This is a genomic window from Calothrix sp. CBUCES-K 9914, from assembly GCF_059640475.1.
The window spans coordinates 1-17989 of the sequence record NZ_JBXXZH010000005.1; the positions used below are offsets into that span (position 1 = coordinate 1).

The 17989-nt window shown below is 39.5% G+C and carries 11 protein-coding genes and 2 pseudogenes; 7 read left to right on the forward strand and 6 right to left on the reverse strand.

The features are described from left to right. A pseudogene (rpoC2, locus tag AC2JBO_RS01685) lies at positions 1-706 on the forward strand (DNA-directed RNA polymerase subunit beta'); the annotation flags it as partial. A gap of 60 nt (positions 707-766) precedes the next feature. Here the strand turns inward: rpoC2 and AC2JBO_RS01690 are convergent. Then, on the reverse strand, positions 767-2386 hold the full coding sequence (locus AC2JBO_RS01690; protein WP_496951884.1) for a cellulase family glycosylhydrolase: 1620 nt from the start codon (positions 2384-2386) through the stop codon (positions 767-769). 1439 nt (positions 2387-3825) lie between these two features. Here AC2JBO_RS01690 and hisD point away from each other — a divergent pair. The 4 genes from hisD (at position 3826) to AC2JBO_RS01710 (ending at position 9872) form a co-directional block, all read left to right on the forward strand. Continuing rightward, a complete protein-coding gene (hisD, locus tag AC2JBO_RS01695; protein ID WP_496951885.1) occupies positions 3826-5133 on the forward strand; it encodes a histidinol dehydrogenase in 1308 nt (435 codons plus the stop codon). Between the two features lie 260 nt (positions 5134-5393). Further along, complete coding sequence (locus AC2JBO_RS01700; protein ID WP_496951886.1) at positions 5394-5819, forward strand: universal stress protein; 426 nt, start codon at positions 5394-5396, stop codon at positions 5817-5819. Positions 5820-5910: 91 nt separating this feature from the next. After that, on the forward strand, positions 5911-7689 hold the full coding sequence (locus AC2JBO_RS01705; protein ID WP_496951887.1) for a protein kinase domain-containing protein: 1779 nt from the start codon (positions 5911-5913) through the stop codon (positions 7687-7689). 443 nt (positions 7690-8132) lie between these two features. Next, on the forward strand, positions 8133-9872 hold the full coding sequence (locus AC2JBO_RS01710) for a protein kinase domain-containing protein (protein WP_496951888.1): 1740 nt from the start codon (positions 8133-8135) through the stop codon (positions 9870-9872). A 79-nt stretch (positions 9873-9951) separates the two neighbouring features. Here AC2JBO_RS01710 and AC2JBO_RS01715 read toward each other — a convergent pair whose 3' ends face one another. Beyond that, positions 9952-10542, reverse strand: a complete 591-nt coding sequence (locus AC2JBO_RS01715; RefSeq protein ID WP_496951889.1) for a glyoxalase-like domain protein — start codon at positions 10540-10542, stop codon at positions 9952-9954. 206 nt (positions 10543-10748) lie between these two features. Between AC2JBO_RS01715 and AC2JBO_RS01720 the strand changes: the two genes are divergently transcribed. Together AC2JBO_RS01720 and AC2JBO_RS01725 are read left to right on the forward strand one after the other, a co-directional pair. Further along, positions 10749-11381 carry an RNA polymerase sigma factor gene (locus tag AC2JBO_RS01720; RefSeq protein WP_496951890.1) on the forward strand — a complete coding sequence of 211 codons (633 nt, stop codon included), beginning with the start codon at positions 10749-10751 and terminating at the stop codon, positions 11379-11381. 83 nt (positions 11382-11464) lie between these two features. Beyond that, positions 11465-12523, forward strand: coding sequence for a tetratricopeptide repeat protein (locus tag AC2JBO_RS01725; protein ID WP_496951891.1), 1059 nt, complete (start codon positions 11465-11467; stop codon positions 12521-12523). A gap of 95 nt (positions 12524-12618) precedes the next feature. Here AC2JBO_RS01725 and AC2JBO_RS01730 read toward each other — a convergent pair whose 3' ends face one another. The 4 genes and pseudogenes from AC2JBO_RS01730 to AC2JBO_RS01745 all read right to left on the reverse strand — a co-directional run bounded on the left by AC2JBO_RS01730 (position 12619) and on the right by AC2JBO_RS01745 (position 17829). Next, entirely contained in the window at positions 12619-13341 is a 723-nt protein-coding gene (locus tag AC2JBO_RS01730) for a hypothetical protein (RefSeq protein ID WP_496951892.1), read from the reverse strand. Positions 13342-13655: 314 nt separating this feature from the next. After that, complete coding sequence (locus AC2JBO_RS01735) at positions 13656-14999, reverse strand: P-loop NTPase fold protein (RefSeq protein WP_496951956.1); 1344 nt, start codon at positions 14997-14999, stop codon at positions 13656-13658. A gap of 111 nt (positions 15000-15110) precedes the next feature. Beyond that, positions 15111-16505, reverse strand: a pseudogene (locus tag AC2JBO_RS01740) (tetratricopeptide repeat protein); the annotation flags it as partial. Between the two features lie 40 nt (positions 16506-16545). Continuing rightward, on the reverse strand, positions 16546-17829 hold the full coding sequence (locus AC2JBO_RS01745; protein WP_496951893.1) for an ATP-binding protein: 1284 nt from the start codon (positions 17827-17829) through the stop codon (positions 16546-16548). Between the last annotated feature and the right edge of the window lie 160 nt (positions 17830-17989).

Consider the following 17989-nt stretch of genomic DNA (forward strand, 5'->3'; position numbering starts at 1 on the left):
AGAAGTGCAAAACTTCCTTGTTAACCAAGTGCAATCAGTATACCAATCACAAGGTATCGACATCGCCGACAAACACATCGAAGTTATCGTGCGTCAGATGACCTCGAAAGTTCGTGTTGATGATGGTGGTGATACAACAATGCTACCTGGTGAGTTAGTAGAGTTGCGCCAAATTGAACAGGTTAATGAAGCAATGGCAATTACTGGAGGCGCCCGCGCGCAGTACACTCCAATGTTGCTAGGTATCACCAAAGCATCTTTGAATACCGACAGCTTTATTTCAGCAGCATCGTTCCAAGAAACAACGCGCGTATTAACCGAAGCAGCGATAGAAGGAAAATCCGACTGGCTGCGTGGTTTGAAAGAAAACGTAATTATTGGACGCTTAATTCCCGCAGGTACAGGCTTCAATACTTATGACGAACCAGGTATCGTAGATGACTATTCAACCGATATTAATAGCGGCGTTTTAGATGAAGTTGAAGACTCTCTCGACATGGTTCTTGATGACCGTACCGCGCGTAACTACAACTTAGAATCACCCGGTCTTGTTGATGGTAGTTACGGTGGTAGTACTCGTCGTAATACTTCCATTCTCGACGATGACGACTTCATGGTATCAGAAGTTAGCGACCTCGCTGATCCAGATGAATATGAGGAAGATGACGTAGATGATGTCGATGATGAGGATGATTTTGAGGAATAAAAACAATTTAGTTTAAATAAAAGGGAGAAGGTTTTTACGTAAAAACCTTTTCCCTTTTTCTTATCTACCAATTTTTACTTCAACTTGTTGCGGCTTATAGTCGGCGCCTGACTTATTCGCGCAAAATCCAAAATCGCGAACTTGGTTTGGTTCAATAACCCTTCCCCATTCTAATGGGGTAAATATGTACTGATTGCCTTGTTGTTTGAAAGTGGCATTCCAAGAATTATAAATGGTAGCTTGATTCATATTGAATTTAAGTTGCCAATCTTGAACTTTAGTATCTTTATTTCCGACTTTGAAACTTGCACAAAATCCTGATTGCCAATCCGAGTCAATTTTACTTATAACTTGAAGTTGTTTAGAGTCAGATTGCGAATTGCTTGTTGTTACTACTGAATTATTTTGGGGTAATTTTTCTGCAGTTGTTGGCGCCATTAAAGGCTTTTGTGGTTGATTCGAGCTAACAACAGGTGTTAATGGAGGAGTATATTTAACAGGTAATAACCTTGAAAGCATTACTTGTTTAGGAGCATCAATAGTTAGCCAATCTGTTAGTAAAATACCCGCAGTATCAGAACTATTAGGATTCCAACTCCAGTAAGCAAAGCCTAAATTTTTATCACGAATAAAATCAACTAGCTGATTTTGCCAAATACCTTCTATTGAGACGTTATCTACCTGCTTACCACCAAATTCCCCAATCCAAATAGGTGCTATATTTTGACGTGCAATGTAATAAAAACCTGTTTCCCAACGCTGTGGCATATTCTTGGGAAAGTTTTTATCGGAGAAATAAGGCATATTGAATACACCTGGTCCATATTCATGAGGCGAATAAACTAGTTTATTCGGTCGCGTTAACCGTACTGGGAAACGTCTAACACCTTCTAAATTACCTCCTTGCCAATGTTTCAATAATTTTTGACCCGGAACATTCAGTTCTACCCCCTCGACAATTATCAGCCAGTTGGGATTAACACTCAAAATCGCATTTCCCGCGCGTTCTGCTGCTAGGCGCCAGTCGGTAGCAAGGTCATTTGTACCCCAGCTAGCTATACCATGAGGTTCGTTTTTTAAATCGGCGCCAATAACATTAGATTGGTTAAAGTAGCGTCGTGCAAGCAGTAACCAAGTATCAATCCAGTCAGCTTCAGTAAAACCATCACCATACCACAGTTCTGGAATACGTTTGTCGTTAAGACGATGACTATCAAGAACAATCATCAATCCCTGACTAGAAGCCTCAGTTACAATAAAGTCCATAACTTCAAGAGGTGTTTTACCCTCAAGTTCTTTATTGCTGCCAAGTGTATAATTTACACCAGAAATATTGCTACTCCGCAGTGCTTCTACTGAATATGGTAAGCGAATAGTGTTGTACCCCAAACTTTTGATTTGGGAAAGCATTTCCTTATAATCACGTGACCACAATCCATGCGGTACATGGGTTTCAGTTTCCATCCCAAACCAGTTCACACCTTTGAGTAAGACCGTTTGCCCTTTTGCATCAATAATTCTTGAAGAGTTTGTTGATAGTGGTAATGAGCTAATAGTAGCAGCCATAACTGTATCGCTTGCGCTTATTGGCAATTTTGCTACTAACCCACTCAAAAATACAACTAATGCAGCCGTAAATACAAACAATCGTTGGTAAAACTGAATTCTTCGTCTTTTCATATTGAAGGTGTATAGCATAATATATAAGTCTTTGCCTTGCTTATGGAAAATAATTTTAAGAAAAACGAGCGCGTATGTTTATTTATTTTTCTATTAATCAGCCATGTATCTCGTTTCCATCATATACACGGCACCATTATCCGTCTACAAGGAGAATATTTTTGGTCAAATAATCATTTAATAATGTTTTTTAAACGCTTATAAATACAACGTCAAAACTTGATGCAAAAAAACACAAAATATATATTTACTTCACATATACTTCACATTTTCTTTACCTAACTCTATTTTTATTATGTTAAAAGCGAAGAAAGTAGTTAAATTTGCTTGCGCTGATTATGCTATTTACTTATATTGATAACCAAGCTTCTATGATTAAAATATTGCAAATTACAAATTTAAATTGTTTATCATAAATTTTCAGATGAGATTTCAAAGCTATTTTAATTATCTGAATATAATGCTGTAACTAGGAGCCGTCTATATGAAATAAATCACAGCATATTTATATACGTGATTAGCATGAATCGCAAGATACTTATTTAGATAGTATATGTAGTTAGATTATGAACATATTGAAAAAGTTCCTAACCATAGAGTTTTTAACCAGAATATTTCAACAGGCGAAAAAATGCCTTTCTAAGTATGGATATTACAAAGCGATGGCAGAATAGTCACGTTTGTTAAATATTTGCTAATATAATAATGTTGCAAATACAGGCATTTTTCCTCAAATATAGTGTTGAACACGTTTTGAGATAGAATCTAATTGAAATTGGCTTCACAAAAAGGTTAGCAAGAATGAACAGATAGTTATTGGTTATTTAAAAGTCAGAGAAACAGTCCACTTGTTATGTCCATTTACTTGGTAATTATTAAACTGTGATATTGGATGTGTTAATTAGACAAAAAATGAGTTAGAATTAGTTACTTCAGCCCGAAGTGACTTATACGTCGCCTTGACCTTACTCAGTAAAGTGCCAGTTACCTTACACTATGGTTCATCTCATAACGAGTGATGTACTGTATGAGTTAAGCGAATGGGACATGGCTGTTCATTCTAGGAGTATTAAGTAAGTAGAAGCATATACTTTTGCCGCAGTGCAAATTCACGCGCTCCGTTGCAGGTAGAAAAATAAGCTGTCTTGATACAATGAATTTTATCCAGAAGTAGATATGACTACTTGCTTCTAACAATATAATTTATATGATTGTCCGACCGTAATGGCTCTTCGCTAATTACTGAAGGCTATCGACTACTAGCTAGCGTCAAATCGAATGCTCGCTCAAGTGCAGTAAGTCAACTCGCGCTTGTAGTATCAAAAAAATCCAGGTTAAGCTAGAAAAGAGAGTTTGAGTAACGCTTCCACCATCATTAGGAAAGAGGTGGCACTCATTCTCAAGCGGGTATATTCTTAAGTTGGCATTGTCCTTACTCCATGCTGCGAATCATCACTCAGCAGGCAGATGTTCGAGCAGAACTACAACGCATCTGCGATCGCACTCACTCAGAACAAGTTGTTCACAAAGAAGCAACAGTACGCGAAGTGTTGCAAGCAGTCCAACGCCAAGGCGACAGAGCTGTTTTGCATTACACTGCCGAATTTGACAAGCAAGTATTTAAACCATCCGAGCTGCGCGTTACTACCTCAGAAATCGACGCTGCTTACCAAGTGGTATCAAAAGACCTACTTGAATCTATTCGGCTAGCGTGTCGGCAAATCGAGGCATTTCATCGTCAGCGTGTACCAAAAAGCTGGGTACACTTCGGCGATGATGATATTGTTCTTGGCAAACGCTATACTCCTGTAGACCGTGCAGGATTATATGTACCTGGTGGTCGTGCATCATACCCAAGTACGGTGATGATGAACGCTATACCAGCCTTTGTAGCGGGTGTACCTCGTGTGGTAATGGTAACACCACCAGGCGCCGGAAAAGGCATTTCACCAGCCGTGCTGGTCGCAGCACACGAAGCTGGAGTGACTGAGATATATCGAATCGGCGGCGCCCAAGCAATCGGAGCGCTGGCATATGGTACTGAAACAATACCAAAAGTTGATGTCATAACAGGACCAGGTAACATTTACGTTACCCTAGCCAAAAAGCTTGTATATGGTACTGTTGGCATTGACTCACTCGCAGGACCTAGCGAAGTATTAATCATCGCTGATGAAACGGCTAATCCCGTACATATCGCCGCTGACTTACTAGCGCAAGCCGAACATGACCCAATGGCAGCAGCAATATTGATAACAACCGATACAGCACTCGCCAAAAATGTCCAAGTCGCCGTCGAAAGGCAACTAGTAGACCATCCGCGACAGCTTGATACTGAGAAATCGATTGCTCATTATGGGTTAATCGTTGTAGTCGAATCGCTCAAAGCAGCAGCTGAACTGTCGAATGAATTTGCACCCGAACATTTGGAGCTAGAAGTCGAAGACCCTTGGGCGTTGTTAACCGACATACGCCACGCAGGCGCGATTTTCCTAGGACATTCCACACCCGAAGCTGTTGGCGACTACCTTGCTGGCCCAAACCATACGCTTCCCACTTCAGGTGCTGCTAGGTATGCTTCAGCCCTTGGCGTTGAGACTTTTCTCAAACACTCAAGTATTATTCAGTACTCGCAAACTGCACTCGCAAAAGTTGCTGGCGCCATCGACTCTCTCGCAACTGCCGAAGGTTTACCTTCTCACGCTGACTCAGTACGGCGCCGAGTACAAAAAGAATCTGATTTATAATCAATCTGATTCAAATATTACCGAGCAAAAAGTAAAGACGCTTCCTTACCGTTGCGTCTGTTTCCCAGCTCAATGAATCAATTGTTAATTTTTCCTGCTTACTTCTATTAAAACTGCCGTTGTGGCTGCAAACTAAAAGTTTAGGGCTTGCCAAACTCTAGCTAACGCGAATGTTATTGTTTGTTAAACCTAAAATTAGCCTATGCCTAGTACTTGCCTAGTACTTTTAGCTTGGAAGCGCTCCTCGGAGGTTGACAGCGGTGCTTAAAAAAATTTTAGTAGCTTTGGATGATTCGGTTCGAGCAGACCGAGTAATTGAAACATTACATCGTTTGGCACTTCCAAGCGATAGCAAAGTTATTTTTTGCCATGTGTTTCCAACATCAAATTCACTCTTAGAGATTCCTAGTGACCGTCCACAGCCGGAACCATCGCCGACATTATATCAACAAGTTGAAAAACAGCTCCAATCATACCAAAGCGAATTAACAGTTGATAGCGACATTGAACTAGTTGCCGGAGACCCCGCAGAAGAAATTATTCGTCTTGCCAATATTTATAAAGCCGATTTGATCATAATAGGTAGTCGTGGGTTAACAGGGATGACACGAATTGTCCAAGGTTCTGTTAGCAGTCAAGTAGTTGAAGATGCACCCTGTTCTGTTCTAGTTGTAAAACCAGGATAAAATTTGTGCGTTCCGGGGTTGGGGGAGAGGTTTTTAAGATACCGTGAAAAGGTGCGATTCATTGCTAGTATAAAAAAAATATGTAATACGAATGCTCCTTAACTATCGCTACCGTGTAATACAAACTTTGGGAAGTGGTGGATTTGGTGAAACCTTTCTAGCGGAAGACACCCAAATGCCATCACTTCGTCGTTGTGTAGTTAAGCAGCTCAAACCGATTCACAATAATCCTCAAATTTATCAGTTAGTACAAGAACGCTTTCAACGCGAAGCTGCAACATTAGAAGATTTAGGCGGCGCCAGTAATCAAATTCCCAGTTTATACGCTTATTTTCAAGCAAATGGGCAATTTTACTTAGTTCAAGAGTGGATAGAAGGTGAAACTCTAACGCGTAAGCTTTTACATCAAGGATTATGGAACGAGAATCAAGTTCGTGAACTATTGGTAAATTTGTTACCTGTATTATCTTACGTTCATAGCAAACGTATAGTCCACCGTGATATTAAACCCGATAATATTATTTTACGGCACCAAGACGACAAACCTGTTTTGATTGATTTTGGCGCCGTGCGCGAATCGATGGGGACAATATTAAACTCGCAAGGTACACCTACTAGTTCGATTATTATTGGTACACCTGGGTACATGCCATCTGAACAAGCTGCTGGTAGACCTATGTATGGAAGTGATTTATATAGCTTAGGTGTAACAGCGATTTATCTACTAACAGGCAAACAACCGCACGAGTTAGAAACCGATGTCCAAACAGGGGAAATTGTTTGGCATAATTTCGCTCCTTATATTAGTCCTATGTTAAGGCAGATTTTAGATAAAGCAACTAGATATCATCCGCGCGAGCGCTACTCCAGTGCATCGGATATGCTCTACGATTTACAAAGTACTGCACAAACAATATCTCCTGTACAAGAAACAGTACGTAAAACAGTACAAGTTCCTGTAAATCAAACGGCAACATTACCTGCTATAAATGAAAATCGGAAAGGTTTTATTGGTAGTCTCATTGCAGCAGGGATAATCGGCGGTGGCATTATATTCGCAATCACAAAATTTCCTTCACAAAAAGTTACAGATAAAGAGATACCTGTAACACCCAATAGTTCTGTAGAAGCTATAGATCAAAATAACCAAAATAACCAAAAAGAACAGCAATCACTTGCTACACCCAAACCATCATCAAACGTATTACCTGACACTAGTAATAAGCCAACTTCAAATCTTCCTAACTCTTCTTATTTTCTTATAGATTCAGCTTACGTAAAACTTGCAACAGCAAATAAACAAGTAGACAAATTAAAAGCTGCTGGATATCAACGAGCTGGGGTGTTTTGGATACCAGATTATCCGAATCTTTCTGGCAAAGAATTATACGCAGTATATGGTGGAAAATTTAGCACACGTACAGAGTGTGTAGATTTGTTACGAAGTTTCGGCACACAAAATCAAAACGCATACTGTACGTTTGCGAGTAAAGACGCTTCTGCACTAGCTGACAAATTTTACTTTAAACAGTTTTCAGTTGGCGCCACACCTAGTCCAACAACAACTAGTAATCCTACAGTTACAGTTAGTGATTATGTTTGGCTATCACAGCGACCAGTAAACAATACTGATTTGATTGGTAAAAGCGCTTTTGAATTGGATATTATGCGTAACTCCATTTTTGCACGTCTTGGGCGCCGTTTTAGTACTCCGGGATTACAAAGCTATTTTGATAAACAATCTTGGTATCGTCCTAAGTATTCACCTGAAGAATTTGACTCTTTAAAGCTGCTATCAGATTTAGAAATGAGTAACGCTACGTATATTCAGAAATATCAAACAGAAAATAATTTACAGTATTTTAGATAAATCATAAATCGGGTTCTTTATTTCTAGGCATGTTTGAGTATTTAAATTACTGATACTACAATATCAATTACAAGATATGTAGCAATACTGCTCGGTTAACGATTGTTTCCGTGATTTCGGGTATGTAGAGACGCGCAGAGCGGAGTGTACCGCAGGTAAATTTCGCGTCTCTTAGAAGCATCTACAAACAGACGGAAAATTATCTACGGCTAAATTTTATTATAATCCTAATTTACATACACACTAATGCTGCTGAACAATCGCTACTAGAGCCAAAACCTACCAAAAATCAAATAATTCAAGCGTAGCTACACCAGTTACTGCTCTTAATAATTAGAATTTATACTTTGCTAGGTTAAGCAAGCATGTGCTGTACAGTAAAGATTTTTAATTAACAGTAAAATATGAGGGCAACACCTATGTCATGAACGCTCGTTACTGCAATGCTTCTCAATAACCGCTATCGCGTGATACAGACTTTAGGAAGTGGTGGGTTTGGAGAAACCTTCCTTGCTGAAGATACTCAAATGCCATCCCAACGTCGCTGTGTCATCAAACAGCTAAGACCTATCAATAATAATCCTGAAATTTACCAACTTGTTAAGGAACGGTTTCAGCGCGAAGCGGCTATTTTAGAGGAACTTGGTGACAATAGTAATCAAATTCCCCGTTTGTACGCTTATTTTTCAGAGAATGGGCAGTTTTACCTAGTTCAAGAATATATCGAAGGGCAAACTCTCAGCGCTAAAGTTCAATCTTCAGGTGTGATGAGTGAAAATGCCGTCCTGAATCTTTTAGTCAGCCTTTTACCAGTTCTTGATTACGTTCACAGTAAAGGTATTGTTCACCGTGATATTAAACCTGACAACATTATAATTCGTCACTTTGATGGTAAGCCAATACTAATAGATTTTGGCGCCGTGAAGGAGACGATTGGTACAGTAGTCACACCTTCTGGAAATTCTACAAGGTCAATAGTCATTGGAACACCAGGGTTTATGCCTAGTGAACAGTCGGTAGGTAGACCGATGTTTGCTAGTGATATTTATAGTCTGGGAATGACGGCAATTTATTTACTCACGGGTAAATTACCCCAGGAAATACCAAACGACCCTTCAACTGGTGTAATTTTATGGCGCCAGTTTGCTGGTTCTTTAACTCCAGGTTTTGCAATGGTGTTAGATAAAGCAATACAGTTTGTACCTCAGCACCGCTTCAACAGTTCCAGAGAAATGCTTTTAGCTTTGTCAGGCAATTCGGCTTCTATACCAACAGTACCTTATTCTCAACCCCCTGTTTACAATCAACCACAGCAAAATACTATTCCCATCAGTCCTGCCCATCAACAGCCATATCAACAACCAAGTAATCCACCAAATACCCCACCCATCAATCAAAACAATGCACCTCAAATACCGCGAAGCAACACACAGGGAATTATAGTAGGCGCCTTAGTTGGTGCTGGCTTACTTAGTGGTGCTATTGTTCTAGCTTCAATGCTAAATCGTCAGGGTCAACAAGTCGCAGACAATACTGAACCTACACCAATTGCAACATCGAACGCGCGGACACCAACACCTTCTCCCACACAAGAAGACTCCGAACCACCTGTAGTAAGATCAAAACCGAGAAATAGAATTACTCCTAAACCAACTCGAACGCGCGAACCAGAAGTAGTCCCAACTCCTATATACTCAGAATTACCAACCGATACACCAGAACAAATTAATACAAAAGAACCTTACCCCTCATCTTCTCCAACCCAAACTCAACAAACTCCAGATAAAAAACCCGATGTAGTTGTTCCTACACAAAAACCAACACAATCACCACCAAATTCACCGCAAGCGAAATCATCACCTACACAGTTTATACAAAATTACTACAACGGCATTAATAATAAAAACTTACAAAAAACTTGGAATCAACTAACTCCAACTTTACGAAGTAACCGTAAACTTCACCCCAACGGTTTTGATTCATACACTGGTTGGTGGGATGGAAAAGTTGATCAAGTCGAAGTAAATCAAATTAACTTATTAGAACAAAATAATTCTTCTGCCACAGTAGACGCGCAGTTGAATTACGTGCTTAGAAACGGTAAACTATTCACAACTTCAGTACGTTTTACTTTGCAATGGGACGCAGCTACAAATCAATGGTTGATTAGTGATGTTCAGTAATTGAGTTATGAGTGCTGAGTGCTGAGTGATAATTCTTTTTCCAACTCAGCACTCAGCACTCAGCACTTTATACTAATTATTAATTTGCAACTTCTGCCATTTCGATAACACGACCATCGTAATCTTTAACCAAAAAGTTTATGGGCTTACGACTGCGAATTTTGAACTTCAAGCCGCGCACTTCAACACGCATTAAAATAAGCTCTAGTGCATCGTTGTCGAAACAAACGTGACGCTGTTGATTTTTGGCGCCGAGACTGGCACCAGTAATAACATGTAGTTGAGTATTTTTCTTGAGTTGATACCAAAGTCCCTCGCTAGCGTTGCTCATACGACTTCCCGAATAGCTAGGAGTAGTAGACATGTATAAGGGGTCAATTCCTGCGGCGCCAATAGTTTGTTCGTAATTGTAATAATAGTGCAGAGGTACTTCGGCGGCAGGTAAATCGAGTAATCCTTCATACAATTGTCGGGCAATTTCTAAATCTGACACCATTACCGTGTATACTTTTGGCGCACTAGTTAAAAACATCCACATGGCGCCGGCGTAAGCAGCCAGTAACATAACCATGATACCTTGGGTAGAAAAAATACCATCCAAGGGTAGAAAAGGTAGGAACGACGCTAGGGTCACGGGATGAAGGAGAGGCAAACTAACTGCTATGAACATGGAAACATCTAGTTATATATAAGGGAGCAATGATTATATTTTAGGAATTAGGACTTAAATTATAAGTCTGTGTTTCCAGTGTATCAATTACAAGCAAGTTAAGCGCGGTTGACTCAAACATCATCCTTCCCCAAAATAGGCAGATAACTATACTTAACACCCTTATACTGTGATATTTTACCAACCATTATTAATTCTTAAAGATTGTGCAAATACCACACTTCCCCGAAGCTAACCACCCGCTTGTAAAATCGCTGTTTCATCATAGCGACCGTGAACTTTTGACTTTATTCCAGCAGCATCCCGAAGCTGGTAAGTTTTTTACGGCGATGTTTTGCCGCTATAGTCCTATAGTCTACACCTTGATTCGTCATTCCGCGCGCTCGCCAGTACAAGCAGATTATTTATTTGCGCTGACATGGAAACACGTGTATCACGAATTAGGTGGTCTCGACTTAAACCAGCCAAGTAACGAGAACCTTACCTTGCAAAATTGGCTGATTAATATGACGGCTTATTGTATCAATGAAATTGAGTTACCGCCTACAGAAGCAATTCACTATTCACTCAAAGCGACATCACCACCACTATGGTGTTATGTAGAACAAGCTTTGGAACAGTTACCTCCTGTGTTGCGCTTAATGGTGCTGATGGCACAAACATTCCACTGGAGCGAAACCCGCATTGCTGCTTACCTTCAAGCAGAAGGTGAGGGTATTGCGCCTCACGAAGTAACAAATTTTCTTCAAGAAGGCTATCGTATGCTAGAGGATAAATTACCAACTGATATACGAGCTATATATTTAGGCGAAAATCTTCTTCCACCTGCTTCTAAGTAATATTGCTATATTACATGTTTAATTTGTTGGCAATAAAATAGTGTGTAAAGTCTGCTACTTAAACTCGACTACGGTTCGTTTTTATGAAACGTCAAACACAGGTATTGCGATCAAACGGGCGAAGAATGGATATAAAGCACTATATATACATACTTTTTTTAACTACTTTGTTGGCGCCAGTTGCGGCAAACGCGGCTGATATCACGCAACAACTTCATTATCCCAGGCAAATACGGGTAATGCCTGAAATGCGTGACGACTCTGATGAGTTGCTGAGTATAGCTAAGAAACACCTACAACAGAAAGCGCCAGCTAAAGCGGTAGACTCATTACTCCAAGCACTAGAACTTTACCATGCCAAAAATGATTTGAAGGCAGAGGGTTTAACTTTTGATTTACTTAGTCAAGCTTATATTCAGCTTGGACGCTTTAAAGAAGCAGAAGATGCAGCTCGGCGCCGTTTAGCTGTTGCACGTGATACCAAAGACCTTCGGGGTCAAGTTTTTGGTTTAAATAATGTTGGTAGCTTACTATTACAACAAGGAGAAACGTCGCCAGCATTTGAAGCATTCACAGAAGCAGTTAGTATAGCTAATAATATTAAAGATATTGAAGCTCAAGGATTATCTTTAAGTAACTTGGGTTTAGCAACCGCGCGGCTTAGTGATTATAACAAAGCGATAAAACTTTATGAAAACGCTTTAACATACCGTCGCCAAATCGGAAACCCGATTGCGGAAGCGAACACATATAATAATTTGGGTGAAGCATACCTAGCCACTGGAGATTACCAAAACACCATTGGTACGTTTGGCTATGCTTTACGATTAGCGAAAATGACAAGAGACCGTGTAAACGAATATCGTGCTATTGATGGGCTAGTTACAGCGCATACCTCAGTTGGACGTAACGAGCGCGCGTTTGACTTGCTAGCGGAACGTTTAGAACTAGCCAAAGAACAGCAAAACTTGGGAGAGGAACTGAGAACCTTCGAGTCGTATGCTCAATTTTATGAACAGCAAGGCAAATATCAAACCGCACGTAATTTCTATGAACGCGCGATAGTCTTATCACGTACCCTCGAAGACAGCAAAAAAGAGATTTATTTAGTTGATAGGCTAACGCGAATACTCAAAAAATAGTAATGAGTGCTGAGTGCTGAGTGCTGAGTTTTGAGTCATAACTTCTAACTCCTAACTCCTAACTTTACTTAGCACTCAGCACTTTCTACTTTTTACTAATTTAGGTAAACAGAACCATTATTTTCAACCCTTAGTGCAGTTCTGTCCATTGCAAAATCGGTAGTTTCCTGCATACTGACTTCCAATACTCCAGACTCAGAACTTCTTGGTGTTACCATTAATAACCCACGGTCTTGACGATAGAAAGTAACTGTTGTAGGAACTCGTAGACCTTGTAATGCAATTTCTGAACGTCCAGCTAAGGTACGTACTTGTGTATCTCCAACTGCTTGGAAAGTAATTGGTGCATTTGTTTTATTAACTAGACGAACAGTTATGCGACCATCGTTAGGGGTTACTGCTGCAACAGCATTCTGATATCGACCACCTAAATTGGTTTGTGTGTTTTGCTGATTTGATTGATTTGTGGTGTTATCGTTTTGCTGGGTATTATACGAATTGTCACCAGGTGCTTCACCACCTACACCTAAGCGTGTTTGCTCAGGAGTTGGCGCCACTGCGGAGTTAGACATACCACCAGCAGCGTTCATCTGGGTTGTAAACGCATTTGCAGGACATCCTTGTGGAACCATTACTTGGCTGTTGTGAGGTTCTTCGTAAAAAATGCTTGGACAAGGATTTATTTTTGAACCTGCACGGTTAATAGGCACCTGTTGTGTTTGTGCTACTGAAATTGCTGGTAAGCCTATTAGCATTCCACCAAATATAGCACCTAAAAATTTTACGGAATTACGTAATTTTCTAGATTCAATATTCATTGTTATTTCTCCTATCAAGTTAATACAGTTAAAAAAATTAACGATTACTAAACACCTAAGTCAGTCAAAAAAATGCTGCTTATGACTATTTTTATTGTCCAATGTAAACACATTGATGAAAATATTTATAAAACATTTTAGAACATGCATTTAACATTAAGTTAAACACACAAAAATTAGTCATTAGCTCTATTAAAAAGTTAACAAATCGTCACAACATTTACCTCTAACTGTAGAAGTGAAGTTGAAACGAGTTTAAATAAGTCTATGGGAGGGAATAATCAGCCCTTAGAAAGATTAAAACTTGTCATAAACTACTTTGTTGATGAGGCTCTATTCTCTAGCCATGATTGAAATTGCTTCGTTTCTGCCAACAGAGGGTTAATAACAAACCAGGAACCATGAGCATCACGGTACTCGAAGATGAATAAACTATTTAATAACGTATGGTACTTAATATCATCTTTGATATGCTGCGCTTCTAAAACTTCAAATATCAAATCCCATTCGTGGGAGTCAATAGGATTTGCGCGAAAATCGCGGTATCGTCGAATAATCGCTTCTACTGTGTCGCGCTCAAATGGTGGGTCTTGCTCGCGTAAGCATTCAAATATCAGTCCAAGTAAATCTTTAATATGACCCCCACTCATCAAACACAACCTATCGAGTGTTTCTTGTGAGTCAAACACTTGTTTGATCAACTTTAATTTCTCTGCTTGCGGAATATCTGAACTCACATCTGGAAAAGCTCGTGCCAATACCATTTGTCGCATCATAGCTAGTCCTGCACTGTTTATTTCCCCATTTCTTCGCCGTACTGGTATTACAGACAACACCCTCGGCGCCATACCTCCTCCCAAACGGTTCTGTAGTAGAGCATTATCATTCGATAAAACCAAAGACATTGGTATTGTGTATATAATATGACAATTTATACTTCGTAATTCCTCGCTGTGGTCGATAAATATGTGTTCAGGGAGGGAACGTCCTGAAGGTAGGGGGCGAATATCTACACGGTCAAGATTATCGATAATGACGACAAGTCCTTTTTTACCTCTAGCCGCCAACTCTTTATTAACGTTTCCAAGTTCTTGATTGATTGATTGCAGGATAATATCAGTGCGTGGTTCGAGGTAATCACGTAGTTGGTGTCTTTGGTTCTGGTTTTGTTTAGTTTTAGCGGTAACTTTAGCAGCACCAACTGAGAACTCGCTTTCTAGCTTTAAGTCGAGAGGTGTTTTTAAAAAACTATTAATTTCTCCAAGTAGCTTGGTAAAGTAGGTAGATTCAAAACGAACATTGATAGCTTTAAGACTTTCGCTAACTTGTTCGACGATGGCAAGCAAGATATCTATTAAATCAACATCGACCATATCAAGGACATGGGTAGATTCAAAATATACTACGTAAAAGTTTTGCTGCTCCAACTCAGCTTTGAGACGCAACAACTCTGTTGACTTCCCTGAACCAATGTGACCTGTAAATAATTGACACGTCGGCGCCTCTGGAGATATTCGTGTAATCGTGCGTCCTAAAGATTCTACGATTTTGCCGCCTCGTACTGGTGAAAAATCAATGTAGTATTTTTTATCTAAAGCGTTTGATAAGAGTAAGGGTTTGCTCGGATTAAAAGCTTGAGAAAATCTATCTATGTCAATAAGAAAATTATTCGTACCACGGTATACATTCTTATCTCTTTGTTGATTTATATAGCTTTGCCGCGCGCGCTCAAATCCTTCTCGATAACGAATTGGGTCAATTGTCTGCGCTCTAGCATAAAGTTCTAAAGATTGAGAATAATCTCCAATATCAAAATATAACTCAGCTAAGTTAAACAGCGCATGAAAGTAATTGGAATTTATCGTTAAAACTTTCTGATATAATTCCAACGCTGCTGATACATTTCCACTCAGCCGTTCTTTAGTAGCTTGTTCGTAAATAGTACTAGTTGTTTTTTCGTCGATTTTTTCAAGTTGCCATATTTCTTGACGTAGTGGGGAGCGTTTAATTAACCAGCGACGAACTAACTCGACGGTTACTTGATAGCTAATAGCTTGCAGCATTCGTGCGTCATCACAAATTTTTAAGAAATTCCATTCAAGTAAAAGGGTTTCAGCTTTGTGTAATATTTCAGTAGCTATAACTCCATGCTTTTGTAGTAACGCTAAAGGTTCGCCTTGAGTTACAGTTGATGTATGTATTTGATTTGATGAGCTAGAAAGTTTTTCTTGCTGAATTGCTGCAACCGTAGAGAAAATAACTCGTTCTGGTATTGGTAGTCCATCTCTAAACCATGTTAATCCGGCTTCGCCAATTTCGATTGCCTGATTAATAATGTTATATACATCGGTGCGCGTAATATTGGGTTGCTGTTTTTCTCTCGCATGGCTAAACAGCGCAAAGCATAGCACCTGAGTAAAATAAGGATGTCCTGCGGATAATTCTAAGATAGCATCAATAGCGTCAGAATCGTAAATTAATACATTAAGAGCAGGTTTACGAATTAACCGTTCTGCACTAATTTTATCTAGTAAAGCTATTTCCTGGGTTGGCGCCTGTCGAAACAAAGTCAGTAGGTTTGGCATATCCGAAAGGCGCCGTCCCACTACAGGTATAATATAAAGCTGCTGTTGTCGAAAAATCATCGACAACAAAAAAGGGAAAAAATGAGTAATCGCGGAATCTGAGTTTGAGTCACCCAAAACATCAAACTCATCAAGTAAAAGTACTAAGTTTTTATTACCTAGTGCCTGATATACTTGAGGCAAAAACTCATCAAAAAATATTAAGTTATCTTCTTTAAACGCCGCCTGAGTCGGTACTTTTACAGAATCACGTGGTAAATCTAAATACTCAAAAATATCCTGACTCAATTCGTATAAAACTTCATATAACAACTTTCGACTTTTACCTTCTAACGATAAAAGTACGAAAGCAAAGTTTTCTAAACATACAAAATTAGGTATCTGAGATAAAACAGAAGTCTTGCCAATTCGCCGCTGACCATGCAGTAAAATAACCTGTACCCTTTGATTTAAATTATCCTTGATAAACTGAAATAGTTCTTCCCGTCCAAAAAATAATTCCGGTTCATAAATTGGGCGCCCAATAATGTAAGGATTTTCTTCCCATTTATCCGAGTACTTAGTCGCAGAGAACACCATTATTCATACCTCCCCACTTCTATTTTAACCGAAGATGTTATTAAGCGGGGGCGCCAAAAAATTGACGAATAATAGCGAAAACAGTAGTTTGAACAACATCACGATTTTGCCATAGCCAGCGAATAGCTTGTTGTACTTTTCCTGCTTGTTCACGACTCATCAAATTATGGAAAACTCTCTCGCGCGCTAAAAGCTTCTCTTCATTACTATTTTGAATTTCTTGAATTACCCACCACTCCATCATCGATGAAGCGAAACTATAAACAGTTTTACCTTCACTAGTTGCGTGTAAAATAACACCTCGTTCCTCCAAGTCAACAAGTTCTCGACTGCGCTGACTAAAAACTAAATCAATATCACCCAACCCATAACGAGTATTTCTATTCAAGCGACCTTGCAAATTAGAAAGTGCGATTAACATTAGCAAAATTTGCTCTTCTTCAGTCGAAAATCTCCACGTATCTCGAAAATACTGTTCGGTAGCACTTTCAAAATCTCGTGTAAATACATCAATATTAAGAGGTTGTTTAGCTTCAAGTGTTTCATATAGTAAATAACCAGCATTTTGTAGTAAAGCTGGGTGTCCATTGATAATCTTTAAAACACCTAGTCTAAATAAAGCTGGTATTTGAACAAAAAGCTGGGTACTAACTTCATCGGTCGTTAACGGTCGCAGTAGTCGAAATAGGTAGTGATTGTACCACGGGGAACCACCGGGTGTGATGGTTGGACCTAGTTCATTTAGGCGCCGGAAAGTAGTAACAACTGTAGAGAGGTATCTACCTTCGTTGCTGTGAACCGCTAAGTCGCGAAACTCGCTCAAAAACGTTAGCATTTCAACTTCAGTGTACTGCTCATTAGTACGTAGCGCCACATCATAGTCATCAAGTAGCAGCAGCAGAAATTTATTTTGTTGCCCAATTTTTCTAAGAATACGACGTAAATCACCTTTTTCTACAGTTTCTTCGTCCAATATCTGTTGAATATCAGCTTGTAAAGCTTCATCCGCATCATCATATAAACGGCTGAGTATTTCACGCCAAAACCCTGAAGCAGTAAAAGGACTAATACCAGCACAGCTAAGTGAAACAATAAATACTTTTGAAATGTCCTTTCCTCGAAGACGCCAAATTTCAGGCGCTGCTAGGTATCTCAGTAAAGAGGATTTTCCCATACCGGGACTACCATATATAGCTAAATGCGCGCGTTTGGATATTTGGTCGAAAGCTGTTGTAATTTCTGACGCGCGTCCAAAAAAGTATTCTAGAGGAACGGGACCACCGACGTAGTAAGGGTTTGGCATTATATGTAAAGAGCGTGACATACTACAAATATTTTAGATGAAGGGCGGGCAAGGATGCCCACCCCACAAGAGTATTAAAATTTTGTAGGTTGGGTGGAATGCAGCGCAACCCAACATCAACATTTTTAATTATTCATAAAAATATATTAAACCGCAAAGGACGCAAAGTACGCAAAGAAAG

What these genes read in the sequence shown, in the direction of transcription:
- AC2JBO_RS01745 (WP_496951893.1), bottom strand. Translation starts at nt 17,829, where the DNA reads ATGTCACGCTCTTTACATATAATGCCAAACCCTTACTACGTCGGTGGT.
- AC2JBO_RS01730 (WP_496951892.1), bottom strand. Translation starts at nt 13,341, where the DNA reads ATGAATATTGAATCTAGAAAATTACGTAATTCCGTAAAATTTTTAGGT.
- AC2JBO_RS01715 (WP_496951889.1), bottom strand. Translation starts at nt 10,542, where the DNA reads ATGTTCATAGCAGTTAGTTTGCCTCTCCTTCATCCCGTGACCCTAGCG.
- AC2JBO_RS01705 (WP_496951887.1), top strand. Translation starts at nt 5,911, where the DNA reads ATGCTCCTTAACTATCGCTACCGTGTAATACAAACTTTGGGAAGTGGT.
- AC2JBO_RS01690 (WP_496951884.1), bottom strand. Translation starts at nt 2,386, where the DNA reads ATGAAAAGACGAAGAATTCAGTTTTACCAACGATTGTTTGTATTTACG.
- AC2JBO_RS01725 (WP_496951891.1), top strand. Translation starts at nt 11,465, where the DNA reads ATGAAACGTCAAACACAGGTATTGCGATCAAACGGGCGAAGAATGGAT.
- AC2JBO_RS01710 (WP_496951888.1), top strand. Translation starts at nt 8,133, where the DNA reads ATGCTTCTCAATAACCGCTATCGCGTGATACAGACTTTAGGAAGTGGT.
- hisD (WP_496951885.1), top strand. Translation starts at nt 3,826, where the DNA reads ATGCTGCGAATCATCACTCAGCAGGCAGATGTTCGAGCAGAACTACAA.